Genomic DNA, 24,409 nt, shown 5'->3' with positions numbered 1-24,409 from the left:
CTTCAGAAAATCTTAACGTCTTACTCCAAGTCGTCTGGCTTTTAAATGCCTTCTTCGAGAACGACGCAATCGCGAATATTTAACCGGATAATGACGTTTATCCGTAATATTATTAAATATAAGTGCGGTAAAGAGTAAAATCAATGCCCCCGATAAAACTGGACTTAATACATACCAATATCCCATCGAAGCTACTTTCGTGCTGCTGGCCACAGCGATCAATGCCGTCGCACCACCCGGAGGATGGAGTGTACGGGTAATCTGCATAAACACAATGGAGAGCGCAACCGCTAGCGGAGCTGTAAGCCAGATAACAGGTGGCAATAAGTATGCAACAGTCACCCCGACAAATGCCGATACCACATGTCCCCCAACTAGATTTCGGGGCTGTGCCAACGGGCTTTGTATTGCACCATATACTAATACGGAAGAAGCACCAAACGAGCCAATTAAAAACACATTCTCCAATATGGGCAAATGTAGCGATTGAATAAACGCGATAATAAAAATGCCGACGAAAGCGCCGACAAAAGACCAAAAATGTTCACGAGGGTCAACAAGTGTTTCTCGATAGAAGACATATCGATATACTCGAAGCTGTCTGTAAATTTGCTTTTTCAACTATTGCGAACTATTTATGACGTTGACGTATAGCTTCATAGATAACAATACCCGCGGAAACGGATACATTGAGTGATTTTATTTCTCCAAACATCGGTATCTTCGCCAGTTTATCTGAAACACGAATCAGGTCGTCTGATACACCGACATCTTCGGCACCTAAAACAATACAAGTAGGAACCGTGTAATCCACATCATACACGGAATCTTGTGTTTTCTCCGTACCCACGACCAGTTGTACGCCCGATTCGATAAGAAAACGTGCGGTACGTCCCAAAGCATCCTCACGACATACTGGAATCTTATATAATGCACCTGCGGAAGTTTTAATCGCATCAGGATTGATTTCTGCCGACCCTTTTTTGGGTACAATAATCGCATGGACTCCGGCACATTCCGCCGTCCGTGCAATAGCCCCCATATTGCGTACATCGGTCACACCATCTAACATCAATAAAAGCGGTGTTTCGCCTTTCTCATATATCGCCGGCAATAAGTCTTCGATATGCTGATAAGTAATAGGTGAGATGACCGCTATAACGCCTTGATGATTTTTACGAGTAATACGGTTTAGCTTCTCAATAGGTACCTGCTGATAGCCTATATTATGCTCTTTCAACAACGATTTCAACTCTAGGAAGAGACTACCACTCAATCCCCGCTGCACAAACAACGACTCTATTTCCTTACCACTATCTATGGCTTCAATAACAGCACGGATACCAAACACCATGTGGTTTGATTCGCGCTTTTCTCCTCTTTCCCGTTGTTGGAAATTTCGCATATTTTAATTTTTAAATATCTAACACATTTTTATCCGGCAAAGATAAGAAAAGAAAGAAGTATTTAACTCAACCCGAGATTAAATGCTTTACGCAAGGTTTCCAATGCAGGGTTCTTAGAAACCATTGCCTGGTATTTTTCCACCGAAGTATAAGGCTTTCGAACTTTGGTGACTTCTACTTGTACACCCGTTAAGTCGAGTGAAAAATTTTGCAGCTCCACGCGCAAGTAATTTAGAATATCTATTTTACCTAATTTGAGTTCGTCCATCTGTACCCCGTTCTCCACGTCCACTTCAACCATCACACCGTTTAAACGTGGAGGGTTAGCCGTCATAATCGTATATAGCGTAATGCGGTTCGTTTGCTTCAAACGATCTGCAAATGCATTCCATTGCGTAATAAATGTATTGAAAGTAACCTCTCGAAACGTATCCCCTTGAACAAGGTCTGGTTCATCCGTCTCTGCTTCAACCTTATCCTCAAATATCGTATTTAAGTTGGGTACGTTCACAGAGGCTGAAATTTTACCCCATCCCTTTTTCACGGAGGTATTCGTATCTGCTCCGGTAGATTTCTCTATAACCGGCGTAGAAGCGGTAGCTGGTACCTGTATAGGCGCAGATGCTTGCGGTACCGTAGGTGTTGTTGATGGTTTTGGTGTAGGAATATCGTTAACGACAGCCTTTGGGCGGCTTACAGCTGGGTCAGGGAGTTTTTTTTTTACCTCTGCCGTAACAGAGGGTGTAAAATTTCCCTGCTGACTCAGTAAAATAGCTGACGCGAGATGACACATCTTTAATAATGCCAACTCTACCTGTAAACGTTGGTTCTTACTGCTTTTATAATTAATTTCGCACTGGTTGGCAATATTCAACACCGAGAGTAAGAGTCCTGAACTAAGTGCCTGGGATTGCTCCAGATACTTTCGTTTTATATTCTCACTCACTTCAAGCAATTTTAGCGTTGCCGGTTCTTTAGAAACTAATAGATTCCGCGTATGTGTTGCCAGACCGCTAATGAAGTGACCTCCATCGAAGCCATTATTTAAGACTTTATCAAAAATCAGCAATGCCTGTGCCGCATCTTCTGCCGCCACACGATCCATCAGCTGAAAATAATAATCGTAATCCAGGATATTCAGATTATCGATAACCGTTTGATACGTAATATTTTTATTCGAAAAACTAACAATCTGATCAAACATGGACAACGCATCCCGAAGTCCGCCATCCGCTTTTTGGGCAATAATATGCAATCCATCCGACTCAAACGCTATTTCTTCCTTTTGTGCAATGGAAGCTAGGTGGTTCGCCATATCCTCTACCTTTATCCGATTGAAGTCAAATATCTGACAACGGGAAAGAATAGTAGGAAGAATCTTGTGTTTTTCTGTCGTTGCCAAGATAAAAATAGCATACGACGGAGGTTCTTCCAGCGTTTTCAAAAAGGCATTGAAAGCTGCCTGCGAAAGCATGTGCACCTCGTCAATAATATAGATTTTATATTTACCGGCTTGAGGAGGAATTCGAACTTGCTCAATTAGGCTCCGGATATCGTCTACCGAATTATTAGAGGCCGCATCTAACTCATGAATACTGAAGGAATTTCCTTGTTGAAAAGATTTGCAGCTATCACAAGTACCACAAGCTTCTACCTGTTCGCTGATCTGTTCACAATTTATTGTTTTCGCCAAAATACGGGCACAGGTTGTTTTCCCTACGCCACGTGGCCCACAAAACAAAAAGGCTTGTGCCAGTTGATTGTTGTGGATCGCATTTTTGAGCGTGCTGGTAATATGCTGCTGACCAACAACAGAGTCGAAGGTAACGGGGCGATATTTCCGTGCTGAAACAATAAAATTATCCATTGCACGAAGATAAGGATTTTAACAAGTAAAATCCAGAAATTAAAGCGTAAAAAAACTAGATACTCCCACATATGGATCCGTGAATATTTTAGATCTCATCCGGGGACTATGAAGATATCAGCTCAAGGTTTGGGTTAATCAACGGAGCGGTGTTTAATTTAAGGATCTATCTTTCTGTCCTGATCGCGTTTTCTGACTAAGATCTAATAATTTCACTGTTCGAAATTGCACTGGCTGTCCCTCACTTTGCAATGCAATAAAACCATTGTTCAGTAATTTACCGTCGATTTTTTCTGCCGGATCGTGACCATTGACCACAGGTCCACCGATTTGGGGTTTTGAATATTGCAACACCGTGTCCCCATTGATCACATGTTGGATTAAAGAATCCCCAAGGACGATAAGTTCTGCCGTAACCCATTGATCGCCATCGTATGTTTTGGATGTAGAGTTAATACAATGCTCTTCAGACAGTTTTCCGTTGTACACGACATGCGTGCCAGGTGAACACATATTTCCTGTGGGCCTTTCTTTCCCATCACTCAATCCTCCAAGAAACTGCATCTCAATAGATATGGGCCAATCTTGATTTTTAAGCATTTTTCGAGGATCTTGAGCGTGGAACATCACACCGCTATTGCGTAAGGTGTAACTTGGTGCTCCTTTGTGCAGTTCTCCCACAAAACGATATTCAACCACCAAATGGTAGTGGGAAAATGGTCTTTTATAATAGAGATGACCAAACTGCTCGTTAAAATCGTCGTATTGATCATAACTCACTTTTAGAATACCACTATCTACCCGGAAGGTTTCCCCGTAATTTACGTCAATTTCATGACCATTTATTTTTACAAACCAGTCTGCTAAGTCTTTTCCATTAAACAGTTCTATCCATCCCTCGTCATTTTTCTGTGCCTTAGAACCTTGACAAGCCTGTGTAAGAAAACCTAGACAGATCAATATAATTATGGTAGAATATCTCATGATTTTACTTCAACCGCAAATAAATATGTTTCACATGCTTATACCCACCCGAATCTCTTTCGTCTATTTCAAACCTATCGATGTATTTAACTAGGTCATATAGTTTATTAAATCCGTAGTTACGAGGGTCAAACTCTGGTTTCTTTTTTGAAATGAAGCTACCCAAGGATGCCAAGAAAGTCCAACCTGTTTCATCTGCCAGGTCATCGACGCTGTCGACAATCATTTTGATAGTCCGCCTATCCACTTTATCGATTGCTTTTTGAGCAGGCTTTTGCTTAGTCACTGATTTAACCGGTGCTTTAATTGCTTCCTCCTTTTCAACAGGTTTCAATATCTCCAGATAGATAAACTTATTACACGAAGCAATAAATGGCTGAGGGGTCTTCTTCTCGCCTATACCAATGACAAGCATACCAGCCTCCCGAAGCCTAGTTGCCAATCTGGTAAAATCACTATCACTTGAAACGATGCAAAAACCGGTTACTTTTTCTGAATACAGAATATCCATGGCATCGATAATCAATGCACTGTCGGAAGAATTCTTACCTGTGGTATAGCTGTACTGCTGCACGGGTGTAATAGCATTTTCGAGTAAAACATTCTTCCAACCGGAAACAGTTGGCTTAGTCCAGTCCCCGTATATGCGCTTTACGGTAGGCGTTCCACTTTTTGATATTTCTTCTAGCATCTCCTTCACGTTAGCGTACGGAACATTATCAGCATCAATTAAAACTGCGAGTTTATGATCTTGCATCAGTCTGATATTTGGTACATGGTAAATATAACTATTCTAACGCTATAAATGGCAGTGTAAATTCCGAAGATATCGAAAGATAAGCGAATCCCTCCGTGAACAGCACAAAAACGGCAATTTTGTCTCGGCAGGAAAAGGGCGAACGGAAGAAAAGTGGAGATTTGTCGTTTTAAACGTCCACTATGAATCGAAGGTTCCCAGATATCTGTCAAGATTCATCCTATCGAGCAAATGATTAAACTTCTTTTATTGTTTTTATTAGCCATAACCGATACGTGATAAATATATTCCACATATCGGTTATAGCAAAAGTATGGCTTTAATTCCAAGCGTCATGTTGTATTAACACCCCTTGGGAACTATTTATTTTTAACAGCGGAATTGGGAATTTACTATGTTTCTCATAATCGAAAGCCGTTTTTCCATAAGTATTCCGCAATAGATTTGTCATGTATCCCGGCACCACCTTTTCGTAACGTACCAAATCCGGCCAACGTTGAAATTCGAACGCCAGTTCCACACGTCTTTCTTGCCAAATCGCTAGCCGCATCGCATCTTTGCCTAAGCCATTTATCTCCGGCAACACGCCGGCCTCTGCAAACGTTTTGTTACCGCGGGCTCTGAAGCGTACTTGTTCTAAAGCCTGTTCGGCGGTCAATCCGGAAAGAGAAGTACCCAATTCGTTACTAGCTTCCGCGTATATCAAAAGAATATCCGCATATCGCAAAAACATCGGATTAACATTTGTCCAACTGAACTGTTCTTGGTTCCAATACGATTTTGGCCAAATTAACTTCTTATTCGCATAATCCAAATAATCCGCCGGCGTCACGTCTTCAGCTCCCTGAATCTGATCTGTACCCGCCTCAAAAATAGATGCTTCCTTACGCGGATCCCCATTTTCATAGCTATCCACCAAATGTTGTGTTACGATGAGTTCCGCATTCCCGACACCGTTACCAATCCCATTATACTGCGCTAACGGGTTCCACCAACGTCCATTCCAGATTTGGTCGTCAAATTGGTAATGTCCAGGCATCATATTCTCCGCAGAATAGGGATTGTTGGGACTAAACAGTTCGCGATAATTGTTCTCCAGTTGATACTCTTGCCCCATAATCACATCACTGGCGTATTTTTGGGCATTTGGATAGTCCTGCATATACAGATAGACTTTAGCCAACAATCCTTGTGCAGTACCCTTTGTTACCCTACCTAAACCTTCAGCTCCCCATTCCGTACGTGTTCTCAAATGTGCTATAGCATACTCGAGATCAGCGATAATCAACTCATAAAAAGCTTGCGAAGAGCTTTTGGGGAGATCATACTCAGCAGGATCCTCGGGAATCTTATCCCTCAACGGTGCTTCTCCAAAGATCGTCACCAACCCAAAATTGTAGTATGCCCTAAAAAACTTGGCCTGTGCTTCTGCAAGTTCCGCTATTTCACGATTCTCAAAGTCTGGTGTCCGGGCAATAATTTGGTTACAATGGTTCAGACAGTTATACGTGCGGTCCCAATACTCATTAATGGCTCCTTCTGACGGATCATACGTGAAATTTTTGTAATTGCTGTATTGTCCATTTCCCGGCCTTCCCGCATAATCGTCCGCCCCAAATTCCCATAGGTTATACATTTGTCTTCCGATGAACCACTCTCTCCAATTAAGTGTTCCATACAATCGACTCACAAACATATCGATATTGTTTTCATCCGCCAATATCACTTCATCCGATGCTCTTCCTAGAGGCTCCTTATCCAAAAAATCACTACATCCCGACAGGGATACCGCTAAAAGTAAAACTAATATATATTTCCTTTTCATTATGATGTTCTTTTATTGATAAACCTATTAAAATGTCAAATTAAGCCCTGCCCTAAACGATCCTGCCACTGGATATGTGGAGAAATCAATACCGGATGATACTTCGGGAGAAAAGCCCTGATATTTAGTTATGTAAAATGGATTAGAAGCATTGGCGAATAAGCGAATTTTCTGTATGTTCCATTTAGAAAGAAAGTTTTCACCAAACGTATATCCCAATTCAATATGCCGAAATTTCACATAATCTGCATTTTGTACATTAAAACTAGAGCTCCTATTGAATGATATAGCGCTGGGATCCAAACGAGGCATATCCGTATCTGTATTTGTCGGCGTCCAGGCCCCCAACCATTCCCGGTGCATATTGAAAGAAGCATCAACAAAACGATTACGGGCATTGTTATATATAGAAGCACCCCATACGCCTGTCACATCTACTGCCAAATCAAATCCTTTATATGAAGCGCTTAAAAAAAGACTACCCGTAAATTTAGGATAAGGAGAACCGAGGTACGTTTGGTCATCACCGGTAACCTGACCATCTCCATTAACATCACGGAAAATCAGATCACCGACTTTCGCATTCGGATCGTATTGACTTCTTCCCAATGCACTTGCATAGTCATTCCAATATTGAAGATCTTCCGATGTTTGATATACACCTATAGCATCATACCCGTAAAAATACCAAAGTGGATATCCTTCTTCGCCACGTGTTACAGCACTAGACATCCATTCTCCTCCAGTCAATATTTGATTGTCAAAATTCAGTACCGTATTCTTAAAGTGGCTTCCGGCAAACCGCACACCGTAGTTAAAGTCATTGATATTATCATTCCAACCTATTGTAAATTCATACCCACGGTTGCGCACTGATCCCACATTTCGGGTCGCTGGTGCAATACCTGTAGAGCCTCCCGGATGAGCCGGAGCAAACAATAAATTCTTAGTATCTCTATTGAAATAATCAAATTCAACAGACAAACGGTTTGCCAACGTCGAAAATTCTAACCCGACATCAAGTTGTTCCGTATGTTCCCATTTAATATCTCTGTTAAATTCATTGGTAATCGCAAAATTAGCCATGGGTGCGCCATTGAACACACCATTGTATACCGGATCCTGTATAGCTACGGGGATATAAAGATAATTATCGATTTTTTCATTACCGATTTGCCCCCAGCTGGCACGAAGTTTCAGGTTATTCACCCAAGACACATCTTGCATGAAATCTTCCTGCGAAATACGCCAGCCAACAGCGACGGAAGGGAAATAACCCCATCGGTTATCACGATGGAATTTTGATGACCCATCTGCCCGGAAACTTGTTGTCAATAAGTAGCGGTCCTCATAGTTATAATTTGCCCTAAACAGATATGACATAATCGAATTTGAGTACGGATATAACTCTGTTCCTACACCTATACTGGACGGTGGGATGGTTTGCGGTTGAAGAAAACGCGGATCGTTCGAGAGTACACCCGAACCTGTCAACGTCATAAAATCAGCATCCGTATTCTGTGCCGTAATACCCCCCAATAGATTAAGATGATGTTTACCAAACTGCTTATCGTATGTCAAGGTGTTTTCCCACAACCAGGTATACAGGGAATTAAAATCGTACTGTAAACTGTTTACAAAATGCTGTTGATGAGTAGTTCCCAGATCGTAAGCATCTTCAAATATCTTATTTTTAACATCGGAGTAATCAAAACCGAAGCTACTCCTGAAGGTCAATCCAGGTAGAAGATCTACATCCGCATAGGCATTCCCCATAAAGCGTTTCGTATTGTACACGGCATCCTTACTATAATATAATGCAGCATACGGGTTAATAATCTCCGTGTGTTGCGCTACATTGAAATCGCCAGCATCATTTCTTGCTGCGATAAGCGGAGAGATTGTGTAAATTGAATTCATAATCCGCATAGCCGCCATACTGCCATAAGGTGTATTCTTTGCATTGCTAAATGTCAGGTTGTGTCCCAAACGAATTTTGTCATGCACTTTGTAGGTATTATTCAACCGAGCCGTCAATCGATCATAATCCGTATGGCGCAATACTCCATCTTGATCGAACCAGCCCACGCTGGCATGATAGGTAATATCTTCATTCCCTCCGCTAGCAGAAAGCTGATAATCTCGCATAGCCGCATTTTGTGTTGTTGCGTCGATCCAATTGGTTCCTTTTCCGAATGAAGATGGATTGCTGTATGCCGGATTTCGATCCACGCCACGCCCGTCGGCTATTATATTTTGAAGTGTAGCATATTCTGTGGCATCTGCCATTTGATATTTCCGTGCGAGAAACTGAAAACCTTCCCCACCTGTAAAGTTGATCAATGCCCGGCCAGAACGTCCCTTTTTTGTCGTCACTAAGATCACCCCATTGGCACCTCTCGAACCATAAATAGCGGTCGCTGACGCGTCTTTCAAAACTTCCATGGATTCAATATCGTGTTGATTTAAGTACTGGATGTCATCCACAAACATTCCGTCAACTACATATAGCGGATTTGGATCGCCATTGGTACCTACACCACGAATTCTCACTACGGGAGAAGTTCCCGGGCTTCCGGCACTTAAAATATGTACCCCACTTTTACCCTGCAGAGCTTCCGTTGCATTTCCACCTGATGTGCGGGCAACTTCTTCCGATTTGACACTGGTAATGGCACCGGTCAAATCTGACCGACGCTGTGTACCGTATCCTACAACGACAACATCTTCTAATTCCTCCAACTGCTCCTGCATCCGTATATGGAGTAGATTTCTACCGTTTAAAGATATCTCCTGCTGGGCATACCCCTGGTAAGAAAACACCAGTATATCGCTATCATTTAGATCGGAGAGCAAAAACTTTCCTCCAGCATCCGTTGTGGTACCTTTCGATGTTCCTTTAACCACAACAGAAACACCCTGCAATGGCTCGCCTTGGTTATTCAATACCGTCCCCGCTACTTCCGATTGATCGACTACACGATTCGAAGTAGGGAAACTTTCTAAAGCCTGTACATTAGCTGTTACTATAATTTGATTATCGACAATTTTATATTTCAATCCCAAAGGCTTTAATGTTGTTTCTAGCACTTTTCCCACTGCCTCATTTTTCACCTGTATAGAAACTGTCGTATTGACCGGAACATTATCCTTATACAAAATAACATATTCTGTATTCCCTTCGATCGCCGTAAACAGTGTCTTCAGATTCGCTTTCTTTAAATCTAAAGAAATTGTCGTTTGTGACAGGGCAGGATTAGCAAATAGACCACTATTCAATAGGCCTATTAAAAATATTATTACTTGTATCCTCATAACTTTAAATAGAAAGCCCCAACTAGCTTTCGTGTTTTTTTTCTTGGCTTTTTTCATCTGTTTAATTTTCTCTTCAATGGAGATGAAGCTATCATGATTTCATTCTTTTGAAGCGTGATTTCGATAAATCATGATGGTTTCATAAATTTGAAATGATTTAATTACGTGTTTATGTTCTAATTAAATTACAGCCGTATAATGAGTCGAAGTATTATACGGCTTTTTTATTCTCTATTACTTGATGCACCCTCCTTTCATCATAATTTGGTGTTCATTATTGTCTTAAAATTTCAAATAAATATCATCTCCCTCTCGAACATAGGTGAATGCTGTACTAAACGACAAACTATTCAGCACTTTATCCAAGGATTCGTTTAGTTTCAACGTACCGGTGTATCGCTCATTTGATAAATCCTTATCGACATGAAATTTAACGGCATAATGTCTAGATAATCGATTCAAGATTATATGAAGCGGCTGTCGGTTAATCTTCATCACATTGTCTTTCCAAGAAATATAGGCATAAGCATCTACAGCATGTATTTTCACTTCATCGTTTTTAATAAAGAATCCTTGACTCGGCTTTAAGATACCGGACTTCTGTGCATCTTTTGCCAACACGTCGACACTACCTTCAGCTAGCACAACAGACATCTCTTCCTCGCTCGAGTATGCGTTAACATTGAATTTTGTACCCAAAACCCGTACATCTATATGCTTCGTATGTACAAAAAAAGGTCTGTTTGTATCTTTGGCCACCTCCAAATACACTTCTCCATCAACAAAAATATCACGCGTATCTGATGCAAATTTTTTGGGATAAATAAGTTTGGTCCCCGAGTTAACCCAAACACGTGTGCCATCGTTAAAATTGATCGTCGTTCTTTTTCCTCTAGGCACTACCAGCTGAAGAAAATCACTCTTTATATCCGCTGATTGTAACAAATCTTGATCATGTATCGCGATTCCACCTTCCGCTGTCTGTTGAATAGTTTTTTCATCGGTAATATACACTTGCGATTGCCCATTTGCCAGATAAACCGATCCGGTATCCACGTTCATAGAATCCAAGAGAATGAGCACATCCTTCCGTATAGCAGAAGAATCTGAAGTTGTTTTTTTAAACCATAATGAAAACAAAACTAACAGTATGCAAGCTGCGGGCGACGCAATCCATAGATACATTTTTCGTATCTTAGTACGACTCGTTTGTTTTCGTAAACGTTGATAATCTGCTTCTATCAGCTGCTCGGAGACCTCTTCTTCCTCTATTTTTAAATTTTGAAGTAATAAAAATGCTTGACGAATAACTTGCTCTTGACCTGGATGTCGATCTAGAAATGTCGCAAGTTTTTCCTCGTTATTTTCTTTTGCAATGGCCATCAATTCTGCATGAAACAGGAACTGCTCCATCATATCTTCTGCTGTTTTCCCCATGTTTATATCAGTGGTTATATAGGTAGTACAAAAAAAGACCGATTATGTAATCAGTCTTTTTTACTTTTTATGAAAAAAATTTTTAGGGGGTGGGCTAAAATAAAAAAAGTGCAAATGCTGCCTGCAAATTATCTTTTCTGATTCGATCCATTGTACGGTAAACCAGATTTCTAGCTGCTTGTTCAGACATGCCCATGATCTGTGCCACTTCTTCATAACTCATCTCATATAGGAAACGTAAATAAATAATCTCTTTTTGACGGGGGGTCAATTGTTGAACAATATGTTCTACTTTCTTTTTAACATCCATTAACTGTTCTTTATCCCAAAATTCATTTTCTACTGTATAATGAAGGTCAAAATCCAACACATCCATATCGGTTTGCCGTTGCATTTTCTTTTTCCAGTTAATAAATGCATTACGCATAGACACCAATAAAAAGGGCCTTATCGTCGTCACATTTTTTATGAGATCAGGTTTAGCATAAAGTTTTAGAAATATATCATGGATAATATCCCGTATCTGGTTCTCTTCCATCTGCAATCGCCGACCGTAAGCGTATAACATCCTATAATTGTTTTTATACAGTGTAGAAAAAGCATCTTGATCTCCCTTTAAAAAAGAAAGCCATAATAACCTATTTTCTTCTGTACAATCATTCATATCAATACTATTTTACTCCACCCTAAACCAATCCACATCCATCCAAGAACGCGCTGTATTCTGTTCTTTATTTAATATAAACAACCCCGTTTTAGCACCAATCCATTTCCCCTGTCTCGCCTGAAATGGTTGACCGACTGGAACAAAGTCTTTGCCATCCACGCTATACGAAAACCGGCAAACAGCACCTTCATCTACGTGAACACGCAAATAGACATCCGTCGGTTCCAACCGGGTTTGGTAATTATATTTCACGTCTGTTTTCAAATTTTTGGCAGGGATAGTTATCCTTAATTTTTCCTCTCCTTTTTGTTCCGCATCTTCACAAGTCGCATATATTATGGCATAACCATCAGCTGTTTTTTTCAATGCAATATAACCGTAGTCCCATCCCATCATGATCAAACCGACCTGGTCACCCTCATTTTGTAATACAGCCGTAAGTTTCGCTGTAGCTGTAAATTTCGGTGCTGACAGCTTTTGCAATAATAAGTTAGGAACATCCCAGAAATTGGTATAGTTCTCCGGATAGTATTGTCCGTATAAACGTATATAGCCATTGGCCGATGGGAATCCCCACCCCTGTTGTGGATTGGCGTGCCATTGCCATTGCAGGCCGAGCTTTGGAGCGTTAAAGTCATCGCTCTCTGCCGGCGTGGCAATGGGATATAGCTTTCCCACATTCGGTTTTTGATAGGTTGTAACCGGCTCGCCACAATAGTCTTTATCGTTTATGCCCATTACCGGCCAACCATCTTTCCATTGCACAGGCTGTAAATGTGCCACGCGACCGTAGGGCCCTTTATCCTGAAAATGAATAAACCACCATTCACCGGTCTGTGTCTGTACCAGCCCACCCTGATGCGGACCATTGATATTGGTATTCCCTTGATCCAAAACACGTTTAACCTCGTAAGGACCAAATACTTCTTTTGAACGCAAAGCAATCTGCCACCCCATTTCTACCCCACCCGCTGGTGCCAATAGGTAATAATATCCGTCCTTTTTATAAAACTTCCCCCCTTCTATCGTGTGATTGACCCCATCATTTCCATCAAAAATCAGACTTTCTTCACTGATTACCCTTGTTCCCGTTTCGTCCATTTCACAAACGGTCATTACGCTATTGAACTGAGCACGGCTTCCCGCCCAAGCATGTGTTAGGTAAACTTTGCCATCATCATCAAATAACGGACTAGGATCGATACGTCCCTTACCTGGCAAGACCAAAATCGGTTCGTCCCACTTACCCAAAATATCTTTGGTCTTGACCACATAAATACCAAAATCCGGGTCTCCCCAGTAGATCATATATTCATTATTATGATAACGGATACAAGGTGCCCATACCCCTTTTCCGTGTTGCGCTTTATCAAAAAATCCTTCGGGTGTGCCTTCCAGATTTAAGTCGCGAAGGGCATAGTTCACGATCTGCCAGTTGACCAAATCCTTGGAATGCAATATCGGCAAGCCAGGCACACAATTAAAACTGGAAGCCGTCATATAATAATCGTCGCCGACGCGGATCACATCCGGATCGGAATAATCAGCGTATAAAACCGGATTTTTGTACGTACCGTTGCCTTGGTCGGAGACCCAGCTTTTCGAAATCGGAACTTGGGCTTTCAAAACAGGTAACGCAATGCACGACACCAAAAAGATTGCCAGAAAGTATCTATGAATAATCGAGTTTATCATTTTCTTTAGTTTTCTATCTACAACAGTATCTCACTGTAACCTTGCGCTTCTATTTTCTTCTTTTTACTTTTTCCCCTAGCGACGGTTATCGTCCCTTCAGTATGCAAGTAATATTTCCCACTCTTGTATTCCAAAACTACATTCGTTGGATTTTCAGCATGAATCGTAATTCCTTTCGCCTGCAGCACCTTCCCCCCTCCTAAAAACAGGGCAAAATCTTTACCATGCTCACGGACCATCGCATACGTTGCGTTAGCGCTGATCTGTTTATACGTAATATTCTCGTCTTTTACAGAAGAAAAAACAATATCCTTCTGACCACTTTTACTTTCGATTTCCAATCCAACAAAATCAGCGGAACTACCTGCAACTTCAAATGCCTGAATAGAAGTGATCGAGCGCCCTTCTTTGCTGGTGTAAGGTTCAAATACCGAAACGAACGGACGATTCCACGCTTCGCCATGTTGGCGCGCAGCAATTGTTAGGAACGGCACTTTAGCGGGGTCGTATGGCAAACCACCGTTTCCGCGGAACGATTTCGCCGGCGGCGCCTTGATAGAGAATACCTCTCGATCCGGGTAGCCTTTCATCCATAAGTGCATATAAACTTGGTTACTATCCGGCCTTGGCATTTTCCAAACCGCTTCGTAATCGTCTTCGGATCGTGCCGAACGCTTGTCCCACATATAATCCAAAGCAAACAAATGTCCGCCGGCGAACGCCATTTCATCGTTGGTTTGCAAATCAAGTTGTTGGCCTTTGGTATCTTGAATCGTTAATTCCAAACCGAGGTTATGATAAAAATAATCATGGAATTTATCGCCCGACCGCTGCTTCTTGGAGCGGAAAACATCAATGTAATAGCCTGTATTTTCGCCTGTACGTACAATACTTAAAAAACGCCGCTGGTCGCTTCGGCTTTCGGGTTCGAGAAAATATACATCCGAGTAAGAAATATCGGTGTAATATCCTTCTTTTTGTCCGGATGCAGGATAATTACTGAGTAAGTCAAAAGGATGATTGCTCAACATTTCCGGATATTTGGAAACACCATCCACCATCACGGTATTGTGCGCTGGAAACTGTGAGTAATATTCCAAATACGGTTTTTCAAAATAGGAAGATCCTATGCCGGATTCCGCGCCCAACACATATCCTTTACCATAAAGCTCCATTGCCACGCCGTTTGCATGTGCGTGATTTCCCAATGAACCGTATTGCGAAATCATCATCCCATTTTCGGGGTCGGTAAACTTGTTCCGCTGCACAAACCAACTGACATTGGGTGCATAAAAAGTCTGCGTAACATAATCGGATAGCTTCCCTGCCGATACATCTTTTCGAAGCGTTATCGGATTACTCGAAAAGAAAGAAGCAACTTGCGCCGAATAGTTTACCGGCTTATTATCACTTAGCTCCTGCTCACCGCTGAACAATTTATACATTCGCGTATATAACGCTTCGTCGTCGGTTTGCCCATATTTTTGCGCCAATCGAATCATCTGATACATGGCCGATGTATTGAGTCCCCCATAATACGAATCGCCGAAAGCGGAGGTTTGTCCATTCGGGAACAGATACTGTGGCAACACTTGCACCGCTTTGTGCATCACCGGCATATACGGCAGCAGGTTCTGATGAAACGTATGGTCGTAGTGAACAATAAAATCCATAAAGATACTCGTCACGCTCTGCGCATAGCCCAGAGATTCGTTCCAAATGCCATTGTCAGCATCGTAGCCATAAGCCATCAACTTCGGTACGGACCATTGACGTGCCGAATTCTTGTTGAGGATATAATCGATATAGTATTCCCGTCCTTTGCCATCTTCGTATTTTGCATTGTTTTCTAATACCATCGCCACTGGTAGAATAAATTTATCCCCGTGAAGATTCCAGTTATTGTGCGGAACGCCATTTTTGATGGTAACATCTATCCATTTTTTGAAAGCACTTTCAAATACCGTTATTTTATTGGCATGTTTTTCTTTGATATAATCGTGTAGAAAATCATAATATTCGGCCAAATCGGCAAGAATACGCTCTTGAATAACCTCAAAAGTCGTCATAGCTACCAAGGTTTGTGCATGTCCGTTGCCTAAATCAATAGGCTCATTACGATGATAGATTCCCATCAGATAGGTATCCAGCACACCATACGCCAATTTTGCATAGCGTTCTTCTCCCGTCGTCCAATATAAAAATGCAGCATCTCGACCGATACGAATAATTTCTTCGTTCACACTTTCAATCTGACTGCCAGACACATTTGCCTGCTCAGCCCATTCCAAAGGATTTCCCTCCTTTGCCGTATTGTGGAAATAAACGCCTTTGGTATCGTCCATATACGGCACGATGTCTTCTAGCTGTGGTCGTTTGATCGGGGAACTCACCCCACGGCTACTCCCAAAACGCACCGTAGGGACTGGTGCTTCGCCATCCGCTTTCGCATATACACCTCCGTTGATATAAACTTGAGTAGCCTTGCTTTTCCAGTACATCATCAGTCGGGAATAGAGCCAGTCGGGCTGAGTCGTGGTTCGTTCCACATAACCATCCACCCGATTTTTGATACCGGAAAACACTTCAGCAGCCCATCTTTCCTGTTGGATTTTCTGCAACAATGGTTGCTTTTCTGATGGATTACTCAACAGCCGAGGTCGCGTATCGGGTAGTGTTGCGGGTAATGGTATCCGCTGCGCATACAGAGAACCTCCGATAACCAATGTCCATATGAATATGTAAATCTTTTTCATATAGTTATTTTTTAATGTAAAAACTACGTTCAACCGGCTGCGCCGATTGAATTTTACCATTCACGCCGTATTGCCATGCCACAACCGTCACTTTTATCGGGAACCTAGCGCGTGGCGGAATCTTTGTTAGGATTACTTTATCGCCTTCTATTTTGGCAGGACCTTCCTGAATGTAATAAGAAACCGTAAGATTCTTGTCGCTTGTTGCGTTCAATTTCATTTCTTTGGTTTGCTGACCAACATCGGGCAATCCCGGAAACAGAATATATTGCCTTTCACCTTGGTTCAATGGGTAAGGTATCTTCAGATAAATCTGTTGAACGGCACTCTTATATTTCTCATCACCGGGACTTTGGGCTACTAAGCAGATTCCTCCGGTGCGCTTTATGTTGTTGAACCCTGTGCGATAAAACTGTAAAGCAAAAGTCGTATCGTTCAATTTTTCTATGGGTCCGTTTACCTTATGTATTACAATCTTTTCCTTTGCATGGTTGCCAGATAGTTGTACGTGATTTTCATCCGAATAAACTGCTGAAAGGTTGAACGTGAGTTTATCATTGATCTCAGGAGTCAGCTCATATTGCGAATGATTTTCTTTTTTGAAATTCAACCATTTACCACCCGAAAGAAAACTGATATACTGTAATTTTCTGTTTGGGATTTCTCTGTAATAATCCTCCGTTGCTTGTGCTATTTCTTGATCAAAATACCAAAATGCATCATGCTTATTTCCTTTATATTGGTTGAAAGGAGCCCCTTTTTCACGTTTCGCATTAGCCTCCCAACGACCGACTAACCAACCGTCCGTTGGATTGATTTTTTTCAATTCCATAGGCTTTTCCAGCGGTTGGCTTTCCGGTAGGCGGTATTGCGCCGCTTTTCGCAGAAACAGGTTGATATAATCCACCACCTTATCCGACACATCGAAATGTCCTTGCCCTCGGTCGCAAAGAAATGAAACGCAGCTTTCGGGATACATCATCCGAAAGGCTAACGCAGGATTGACGCGCGCTTCCCACCATTCGTACTCCCCTTCTATCATCAATCCAGGGATACCGTCGATATTACGATTACGCCCCCATTCTAAGTTTTCCCGACCATATCCGGTCAAATTGGTTCGGGGGGCATCTCCCTTGTACGACACTACTGCTAAAGTGCGACCAGGATTCCAAGCGGCAAAATTCCACGGAAAAGTAGCCATCGCTGAGTGTCCCAAAGGAACCAACGGCGCATGTTTCACCTCGGTGTAACCACTGACTTCGGCAAGGTCATTTAATATTTTATTGAAGATTTCCTGTAGACCTTTTGTCTCATCCCACGGATAATCAATCCCTGGTGCAATCCAAACGATCGCAAAACCAAGTTCTGCCATCGTTTTCCGAAAACTGGGATGCTCGAAAATGGTTTCTTCACACATGTTTTGCTGACTGAACACAACGGCTTTCACCTGCACACAATCCTCCGGAATCCATAAAAAAGCCCGTGGATTGTTCTTCGTTTCTTCCGAAATATAACCCGGAACGGAAACAGACCATTGATATTCTGTTGCCTTAGCTTGCATAATCGATAGCAAGAACGTAAACAGAAGTGTTATACATTTACCAGAAAGGAAGTTATTGCAAGTGTTCAAAATAAAATGATTTTAAGTATTATTATAATTACGGAATAAACTGAACGTTTTCCACATGCTCCCCGATAAAAATACGTGCCATGTCGCCCGTCTTATACCATTTTGGTTTATCCGGCATATTGTCTGTAATCAGTTTGCCGTTTATACGCAGATTTTGGAACGTGATATTCTTTACCTTACGTTCTTCGTTATATCCGGCAATAATAGATATCTCTCCACCGTCACCTTCGTAGCTGATATCTTTAAAGGTGATATTTTCAATTAACTTCCCGGGAGCAGGACAATATTTTTCGTTGAAAAAGACACGCAAATTCACAAGCTGTCCCTGCCGAAAATCTTCAATGCGTATATCCTCAAAAAGTACATTCCGAATGGTATTATTGTCGCCAGCATTAATCGCCAAACAACCTTGATAGTCCAACTGTACTTCCTTATGATCCAGAATATCGATATTCCGATAAACAACATCTTCAATCGTATCCGGATTATCCGCATTTCCGTGGATACCAATAAAAATCGGATGGGCCACATCTGCCCACAAAGTGGAGTTTTCCATCCGTATATTCTTACACCCACCTTCGAACCCCTTGCGCGTGGCGTATACCGTGGTACAGTCGTCTGAGTTTCTACAAAAAACACCGTCATGATACACATTGTTACTGGCAAAGACATTCATTCCATCACCCCAACCATAATAACTGATGCTTTTCACATTCCGTACCGTTACCCCATCGGAGCCGCCCACCGCACATTGGGTCGTAAAAAGACCTTCTACGTAGATATTCTTTGCATTGGCAATATGGATTCCCATCTTCACTGTATGCTCCACCATGCCCCGACCGATCACGTTCACGTTTTCTGCATCGTGTATCAACAATTGACCGCGTAGGATTGCTCCACCATCTACATATACCGTCGTGTTGGATGGCACATGAAATTCCGCATCCTTAAACTCATGTATCCCGGGCCCAAAGTATACCACATCTGCACGGTTTTTATCGGGGATCTCTTCTACCATTGGATTGGCAAACAGATGCAGGTTATGAAAAATATCATCGTTCACTTCCACGGATAGATTACGCGGTTCATCCAAAACAAATGTCAACGTATTGCCTTTAATTTGCGGTTCAATACCATAAGACAAGGGGCGTACGCGTGCTTTGGATATATCTCCCTTTTTGTAAGTAACGGACACTTCTACGTTTCCTGAAAAATCAAAAAACGCCATAGAGGCATCCTCTACATGATGTTTCGCATCCCGAACTTCATCAACTTTAACGAGATGGTTTGGAACAACTTGCCAGTCCTTGCCAGGATTCTTTACTTTGACCACAAAATCGTCATTCAATAAAGCGCCTTGCGGAGCTGGGTAAACCACTAATTGAGAAGGATCGTTCGCAAACGATACGGAAACAAACGCGAGAAAAAAAAATAAAAAAGAAAGAGATTTCATAGTATGTAGTTTTACAGATAACATATTATTTTTTCGGGTAAACATGTAGTGTCACACCACCACTTGGTTTTAAATTAAATTCTTTGACCGTAGCAGCGTTCATTTTCATTTGTGATACGCCAACTTTCGTACGACTATCTATCGAATCATCATCGATGTATATATCGGCGAGATAGGTTTTTCCTTTATCCAAAAAATCAAACGATACAGAAATCTGCTGTGCTTCGTTATTACCGATTGCCCCGATAAACCACTCTTCGCCGCTCCGACGTGCCATGGTGATATACTCGCCGATCTCCCCGTTAAGTACCTTCGTATCATCCCAAACGGTCTTTACTTTATCGAAGAATGCAATTTCCGGCTCGCCCTGATAGGCGGAAGGCTGATCATACCAATACAAAAACTGGAGTGGACTATAATAGATAACCGATAATGCCAGTTGGTGGGCATGTGTTGTTTTTATACGTGGATCATAATAACAGATGGTGTAATCTCCCGCGCCAGCAAGAAAGCGGGTATACGGTAAAATTGTGTTATTGGTCGCGTCCGGAAACTCTTCGTTGCCGTGGATACCTTCCTGTGTCAATAGATTAGGATATGTACGACTAAATCCTGTAGGGCGGTATTCATCATGGATATCTACCTGCAAGCCGTATTCAGCACATTTGCGTATCGCATCGTGTAGCCATGTAGACCAACGTTGGTTACCGATTTGAACAAAACCAAATTTAATCCCTTTTAATCCCCACTTCTGGTAAAGCGGAAGGAGTTGGTCCAGCTGTTGCAACAAGGCACGTTGGTTAACATACACCCAAACACCTATCCCCTTGGAAGCCGCATAGCTGATCAGTTCCGGCATGTCAAAATCACGGTTCTCCGCGACAGAAGTGGCATCTGAAGCCATCAGCACTTCTGAACCGTACCATCCGGCATCGATGTGGATGTATTGTAAGTTCCGTTCGGCAGCAAAGTCTATGCATTTTATAGCATCAGCCTGTGTCAGCCTTGCCACACGGATGACTTTACCGGGCTTGATCCACGAGGTATCTTCTATCTTGTTCGGGGGATTTAGGTTCAGGACAATATCATTGTTCTCGATGAGTGTAGTCGGTTTTTCCGACGCCATGATCACCCTCCAGGGCGTTGCATAAGGCGTAATGACATCTACTGAACTGTAAAGTGATGCTTGTAAGGTATTCTCTTTTGCCAAACGGAATTTCATGCGGGCGTAGTCGATCATTTCTGCTTCGAGCAAAGCAACCGTTAGTCCGTTGGCAAGTTTCATGGTCAATGGACGCTCACTTTCACCATCCCAATCGTTCAGCGGCTTTAACAAGGAAGGCGCTTGTGCCCAATGTTCGTGATAGGCCATAGTACCTTCTGGCAGGGTAAATTGTGTTTGCTCGCCAACGATATGCAGGAAAAGTCCATTAGTGGCTTCTGGAAAGAAGTAGCGGAAAGCAACGCCCTCATCATAAGCGCGAACAATAAAATCCATGTAATAATATTGTCTTTTATCATAGGCTTGCCCCTGCCCTTCCGAAGAAGTCGAAGAAATACCTTCTGCTTCGGGAACACCGCCTTTTTGGAACTTCAACACCAATTCGTTGTAGTGGTTTTTCACCTTGTTCCTCTCACCGTATACAGGTGTCCATGTTTCGTTTACCGTTCTTGTTTCAACATCTGTAAGCGACAAATTCTCCCCCCAAATCTTACTTGTATCGTTAGGAATGGCCAATGCCGACTCAAATAGCTGGTTCTCGATCAGCACGCCTAGTTCCGATTCTTTAATTATGCTTTTCCCTTTGTAGGAGACGGAGTAAAAAAGTTGTTTTGTATTATCCGGAAATTGCTTTTGATACAGTGTATACTGATAATTTCCATCAGGCGAAGCCAACTGTTGTATTGTGTTCTCCAAGATGGTCTGTGCGTTCGAATAAAACGCCATGCTGATCAAAAAAATAATTAAGCCGCTTTTATACATCATAATCGTTACGTTTATTATTTTATCCTTTCCTTTATTTTCCCCTTTTGGGGGATAGGGGATTTACTTAATTCCCAGCTCCTGCTGTATCTGTTCCAAGCTCTTACCTTTTGTTTCGGGCATTACCCGCCAAATGAACAAGAACGACAGCAGCATCATGATTCCATAGAAAACAAAGGAATAAAATCCACCCAAAACACTACCTTCGACAATAATCGGAAATACCCACGAAATTACAGCAGCCATAATCCAATGTGTAAAACTTCCGAGTGCCGCACCTTGCGCCCGTACGGCATTGGGAAAAATCTCCGCTATAAATACCCAGATAACGGCACCTTGAGAAAAAGCAAAACAGGCAATAAATCCAACCAAATACACCAAAGTCAACGGATTCGCTTCGGATACATTCATCAGATTAGTCGCTGTCAATACTAAGAATACCGTCATTCCTGCAGCACCAATAAGCAAGAGCTTTTTACGTCCAAACTTATCGATAACCGTCATGGCCAGCATCGTAAAAATAAAGTTGGCCAAACCGATAAAGACAGACTGCTGGAACGCATCCGCCCGGTCAAATCCGGCCATCTCAAATACACGTGGAGCATAATACAAAATCGCATTGATACCCGAGAGCTGGTTAAACATCGCGAGCAACATCGCATAAAAAATAGGTTTATTGTACTTGCCGTTAAACAAGCTTTCTTTCTTTCCTTTATCTTGTTTATTATGCTCATCTAACACCTGTTTTAGCGCTTCTTCTTGCCCTAATTGCTGAAAAATGAGCTGTGCCTCCGTAATTTTCCCTGATACAGCGAGCCACCGCGGGCTCTCGGGAATAAAGAACAATAATATAAAAAATACAATTGCCGGAACACCCATTGCCGCCAACATATAGCGCCAGGATTCGTCACCCCCATATCCAGCCAATAAATAATTCGTTAGATAGGCGACCAAGATACCCGCTACGATATTAAGCTGAAACATACCCGCCAATCGGCCGCGGATTTTAGCTGGTGCGATCTCCGAGATATACATCGGACCGACAACTGAAGATGCCCCCACAGCGATACCCCCTAAGAAACGGAATAAAACAAAGATCAACCAAGAGGATACTATCGCACAACCGATAGCCGATAGCAAATACAATGCGGCTATTAAAAAAAGAACTGGCTTACGCCCATATTTTTGTGTTGGTTTTCCAATAATTAGGGAACCCAATACTGTGCCGATCAAACTAGAAGCAACCGTGAAGCCCAGCCAAAAAGAATCCAATTCCCATAATTTTTGAATGACCTGTTCCGCACCAGATATAACAGATACTTCAAATCCGAAAAGAAAACCACCCAGAGCGGCAATAAGAGCAATATTAGAAGCTTTTTTTGTCATCATTAATTCCGTATAACCGTTTCTCACTAGTTAACTTTTTAAAACGAAGCAATGCCTCTAAATAATAATAATCTGCATAGTTTATAGAGGTATTAATTTCTGTTCCGCCGGGATAATGTCCGGTCGACTGCGATAAAAGTGCTGAATTGTGTGGGCCTGCATGGTAACGAAGTGCCAAAGAATTCAACATCTCTTCTGCCTTGCCGCGATAAAGTTCCTGTTTGTTTTCCGGCACGTATTGCGCCAGTTCTAAAAGAGCCGAAACCACAACAGCGGCTGCTGATACATCACGTGGTGCATCCGGGATATCCGGTGCATTAAAATCCCAATATGGAACTAAATCTTCCGGCAGCCGTTCCAAATATACATCAGTCACCTTTTGCGCAAAATCCAAGAACCGAGGATCACGCGTCTCCCGATATACCATCGTATAACCGTAAATTGCCCAAGCTTGCCCTCTGGCCCACATCGTGTCATCCGCGTAGCCTTGATGGGTCACCTGCTTAATCATTTCACCCGTATCTTTATTATATATCACCACGTGATAAGACGTATGGTCATCCCGAAAATGATTTTTCATCGTCGTCTCTGCATGTTTAACCGCGATGTTATACAATGAATCTGCTCCGCCATTCTTCGAGGCCCAAAACAACAATTCCAAATTAATCATATTATCGATAATCGTATTGTGTTGAGGCCACTCCATATTCGGAACTGATCGGGGCCAGGATAGAATTGTTCCCACGGCAGGATTAAACAATGTTGCCAACGAATCTGCCGCGGCTAAAACAACTTCTTTATAGGATTCATTACCTGTCAAACGGTAGCCATGTCCGAATGAATTGAACACTTGAAACCCTAAATCATGGTCAATGACCGGTTCATAGGCTAAAGGTTTAAGTTCTACCGTAAAACGATTGGCTGCTTCTTTCAGTTCCGGTTTATCTGCAAGTTCGTAGGCATACCAAAGTTGTCCTGCCCAGAATCCACTCGTCCAATCCTGATAAGAGACATAGCGCCATGTTTTACCGTCGTCCTGTATATTACGAGGAATATTCAAACCGGTATCGGGAATCGTATGTAAGGTGGATTTAATCTGATCGACTATATATATTTTTTCCGCATCAATATCTACAGATTTTGGCTGTTGACAACTCACCGCCATCCATACCAGGGGCATTACAAAAAAGGCTTTTCTCATCTAAACTATATTAATTTTTGAAAGATAGATTCTGCTGTACAGGACG

Annotated in this window: 16 protein-coding genes; all 16 read right to left on the bottom strand. The window is 42.1% G+C overall.

Annotation, left to right across the window (positions count from 1 at the left end; translation table 11 throughout):
* Nucleotides 1-12: 12 nt before the first annotated feature.
* The 16 genes from H8B06_RS00415 to H8B06_RS00340 all read right to left on the bottom strand — a co-directional run bounded on the left by H8B06_RS00415 (nt 13) and on the right by H8B06_RS00340 (nt 24,363).
* Complete coding sequence (locus H8B06_RS00415) at nt 13-621, bottom strand: HPP family protein (protein WP_190992312.1); 609 nt, start codon at nt 619-621, stop codon at nt 13-15.
* Between the two features lie 10 nt (nt 622-631).
* Complete coding sequence (rlmB, locus tag H8B06_RS00410; protein ID WP_190992311.1) at nt 632-1,405, bottom strand: 23S rRNA (guanosine(2251)-2'-O)-methyltransferase RlmB; 774 nt, start codon at nt 1,403-1,405, stop codon at nt 632-634.
* 62 nt (nt 1,406-1,467) lie between these two features.
* Complete coding sequence (locus tag H8B06_RS00405) at nt 1,468-3,273, bottom strand: DNA polymerase III subunit gamma/tau (protein WP_190992310.1); 1,806 nt, start codon at nt 3,271-3,273, stop codon at nt 1,468-1,470.
* A 153-nt stretch (nt 3,274-3,426) separates the two neighbouring features.
* The gene (locus H8B06_RS00400) at nt 3,427-4,257 is read right to left on the bottom strand and encodes a 3-keto-disaccharide hydrolase (RefSeq protein WP_190992309.1); all 831 of its coding nucleotides are present in this window, start codon (nt 4,255-4,257) and stop codon (nt 3,427-3,429) included.
* 4 nt (nt 4,258-4,261) lie between these two features.
* Complete coding sequence (locus H8B06_RS00395; protein WP_190992308.1) at nt 4,262-5,014, bottom strand: NYN domain-containing protein; 753 nt, start codon at nt 5,012-5,014, stop codon at nt 4,262-4,264.
* A gap of 319 nt (nt 5,015-5,333) precedes the next feature.
* Nucleotides 5,334-6,839 (bottom strand): RagB/SusD family nutrient uptake outer membrane protein, encoded by a 1,506-nt coding sequence (locus H8B06_RS00390; RefSeq protein WP_190992307.1) that lies wholly within the window; start codon nt 6,837-6,839, stop codon nt 5,334-5,336.
* 27 nt (nt 6,840-6,866) lie between these two features.
* Nucleotides 6,867-10,154 carry a TonB-dependent receptor gene (locus tag H8B06_RS00385; RefSeq protein WP_190992306.1) on the bottom strand — a complete coding sequence of 1,096 codons (3,288 nt, stop codon included), beginning with the start codon at nt 10,152-10,154 and terminating at the stop codon, nt 6,867-6,869.
* Between the two features lie 282 nt (nt 10,155-10,436).
* Nucleotides 10,437-11,591 carry a FecR family protein gene (locus tag H8B06_RS00380; RefSeq protein ID WP_190992305.1) on the bottom strand — a complete coding sequence of 385 codons (1,155 nt, stop codon included), beginning with the start codon at nt 11,589-11,591 and terminating at the stop codon, nt 10,437-10,439.
* A 94-nt stretch (nt 11,592-11,685) separates the two neighbouring features.
* Nucleotides 11,686-12,255 carry an RNA polymerase sigma factor gene (locus H8B06_RS00375; RefSeq protein ID WP_190992304.1) on the bottom strand — a complete coding sequence of 190 codons (570 nt, stop codon included), beginning with the start codon at nt 12,253-12,255 and terminating at the stop codon, nt 11,686-11,688.
* Nucleotides 12,256-12,267: 12 nt separating this feature from the next.
* Nucleotides 12,268-13,953, bottom strand: coding sequence for a glycoside hydrolase family 43 protein (locus H8B06_RS00370; RefSeq protein WP_190992303.1), 1,686 nt, complete (start codon nt 13,951-13,953; stop codon nt 12,268-12,270).
* A 17-nt stretch (nt 13,954-13,970) separates the two neighbouring features.
* Nucleotides 13,971-16,709, bottom strand: a complete 2,739-nt coding sequence (locus H8B06_RS00365; protein ID WP_190992302.1) for a heparinase II/III domain-containing protein — start codon at nt 16,707-16,709, stop codon at nt 13,971-13,973.
* A gap of 4 nt (nt 16,710-16,713) precedes the next feature.
* Nucleotides 16,714-18,270, bottom strand: coding sequence for a hypothetical protein (locus H8B06_RS00360; RefSeq protein WP_190992301.1), 1,557 nt, complete (start codon nt 18,268-18,270; stop codon nt 16,714-16,716).
* A gap of 97 nt (nt 18,271-18,367) precedes the next feature.
* Nucleotides 18,368-19,792, bottom strand: a complete 1,425-nt coding sequence (locus tag H8B06_RS00355) for a glycosyl hydrolase family 28 protein (protein ID WP_190992300.1) — start codon at nt 19,790-19,792, stop codon at nt 18,368-18,370.
* A 25-nt stretch (nt 19,793-19,817) separates the two neighbouring features.
* The gene (locus H8B06_RS00350; RefSeq protein WP_190992299.1) at nt 19,818-21,779 is read right to left on the bottom strand and encodes a glycoside hydrolase family 97 protein; all 1,962 of its coding nucleotides are present in this window, start codon (nt 21,777-21,779) and stop codon (nt 19,818-19,820) included.
* Nucleotides 21,780-21,839: 60 nt separating this feature from the next.
* Complete coding sequence (locus H8B06_RS00345; protein WP_223857390.1) at nt 21,840-23,165, bottom strand: sugar porter family MFS transporter; 1,326 nt, start codon at nt 23,163-23,165, stop codon at nt 21,840-21,842.
* Complete coding sequence (locus tag H8B06_RS00340) at nt 23,143-24,363, bottom strand: glycoside hydrolase family 88 protein (protein ID WP_190992298.1); 1,221 nt, start codon at nt 24,361-24,363, stop codon at nt 23,143-23,145. Before H8B06_RS00340 ends, H8B06_RS00345 begins: the two co-directional genes overlap by 23 nt.
* Nucleotides 24,364-24,409 lie beyond the last annotated feature (46 nt).

It is taken from the genome of Sphingobacterium micropteri (assembly GCF_014692515.1).
GTDB lineage: Bacteria > Bacteroidota > Bacteroidia > Sphingobacteriales > Sphingobacteriaceae > Sphingobacterium > Sphingobacterium micropteri.
Note: the sequence above shows the minus strand (reverse complement) of the source record. Positions and strands in the feature narration are given on the sequence as shown.

Excerpts from the sequence above, each read along its gene's own strand:
- H8B06_RS00390 (WP_190992307.1), bottom strand. The coding sequence starts at position 6,839 with ATGAAAAGGAAATATATATTAGTTTTACTTTTAGCGGTATCCCTGTCG.
- rlmB (WP_190992311.1), bottom strand. The coding sequence starts at position 1,405 with ATGCGAAATTTCCAACAACGGGAAAGAGGAGAAAAGCGCGAATCAAAC.
- H8B06_RS00370 (WP_190992303.1), bottom strand. The coding sequence starts at position 13,953 with ATGATAAACTCGATTATTCATAGATACTTTCTGGCAATCTTTTTGGTG.
- H8B06_RS00395 (WP_190992308.1), bottom strand. The coding sequence starts at position 5,014 with ATGCAAGATCATAAACTCGCAGTTTTAATTGATGCTGATAATGTTCCG.
- H8B06_RS00380 (WP_190992305.1), bottom strand. The coding sequence starts at position 11,591 with ATGGGGAAAACAGCAGAAGATATGATGGAGCAGTTCCTGTTTCATGCA.
- H8B06_RS00360 (WP_190992301.1), bottom strand. The coding sequence starts at position 18,270 with ATGCAAGCTAAGGCAACAGAATATCAATGGTCTGTTTCCGTTCCGGGT.
- H8B06_RS00405 (WP_190992310.1), bottom strand. The coding sequence starts at position 3,273 with ATGGATAATTTTATTGTTTCAGCACGGAAATATCGCCCCGTTACCTTC.
- H8B06_RS00345 (WP_223857390.1), bottom strand. The coding sequence starts at position 23,165 with ATGATGACAAAAAAAGCTTCTAATATTGCTCTTATTGCCGCTCTGGGT.
- H8B06_RS00400 (WP_190992309.1), bottom strand. The coding sequence starts at position 4,257 with ATGAGATATTCTACCATAATTATATTGATCTGTCTAGGTTTTCTTACA.
- H8B06_RS00355 (WP_190992300.1), bottom strand. The coding sequence starts at position 19,792 with ATGAAATCTCTTTCTTTTTTATTTTTTTTTCTCGCGTTTGTTTCCGTA.
- H8B06_RS00350 (WP_190992299.1), bottom strand. The coding sequence starts at position 21,779 with ATGATGTATAAAAGCGGCTTAATTATTTTTTTGATCAGCATGGCGTTT.
- H8B06_RS00385 (WP_190992306.1), bottom strand. The coding sequence starts at position 10,154 with ATGAGGATACAAGTAATAATATTTTTAATAGGCCTATTGAATAGTGGT.
- H8B06_RS00375 (WP_190992304.1), bottom strand. The coding sequence starts at position 12,255 with ATGAATGATTGTACAGAAGAAAATAGGTTATTATGGCTTTCTTTTTTA.
- H8B06_RS00340 (WP_190992298.1), bottom strand. The coding sequence starts at position 24,363 with ATGAGAAAAGCCTTTTTTGTAATGCCCCTGGTATGGATGGCGGTGAGT.
- H8B06_RS00365 (WP_190992302.1), bottom strand. The coding sequence starts at position 16,709 with ATGAAAAAGATTTACATATTCATATGGACATTGGTTATCGGAGGTTCT.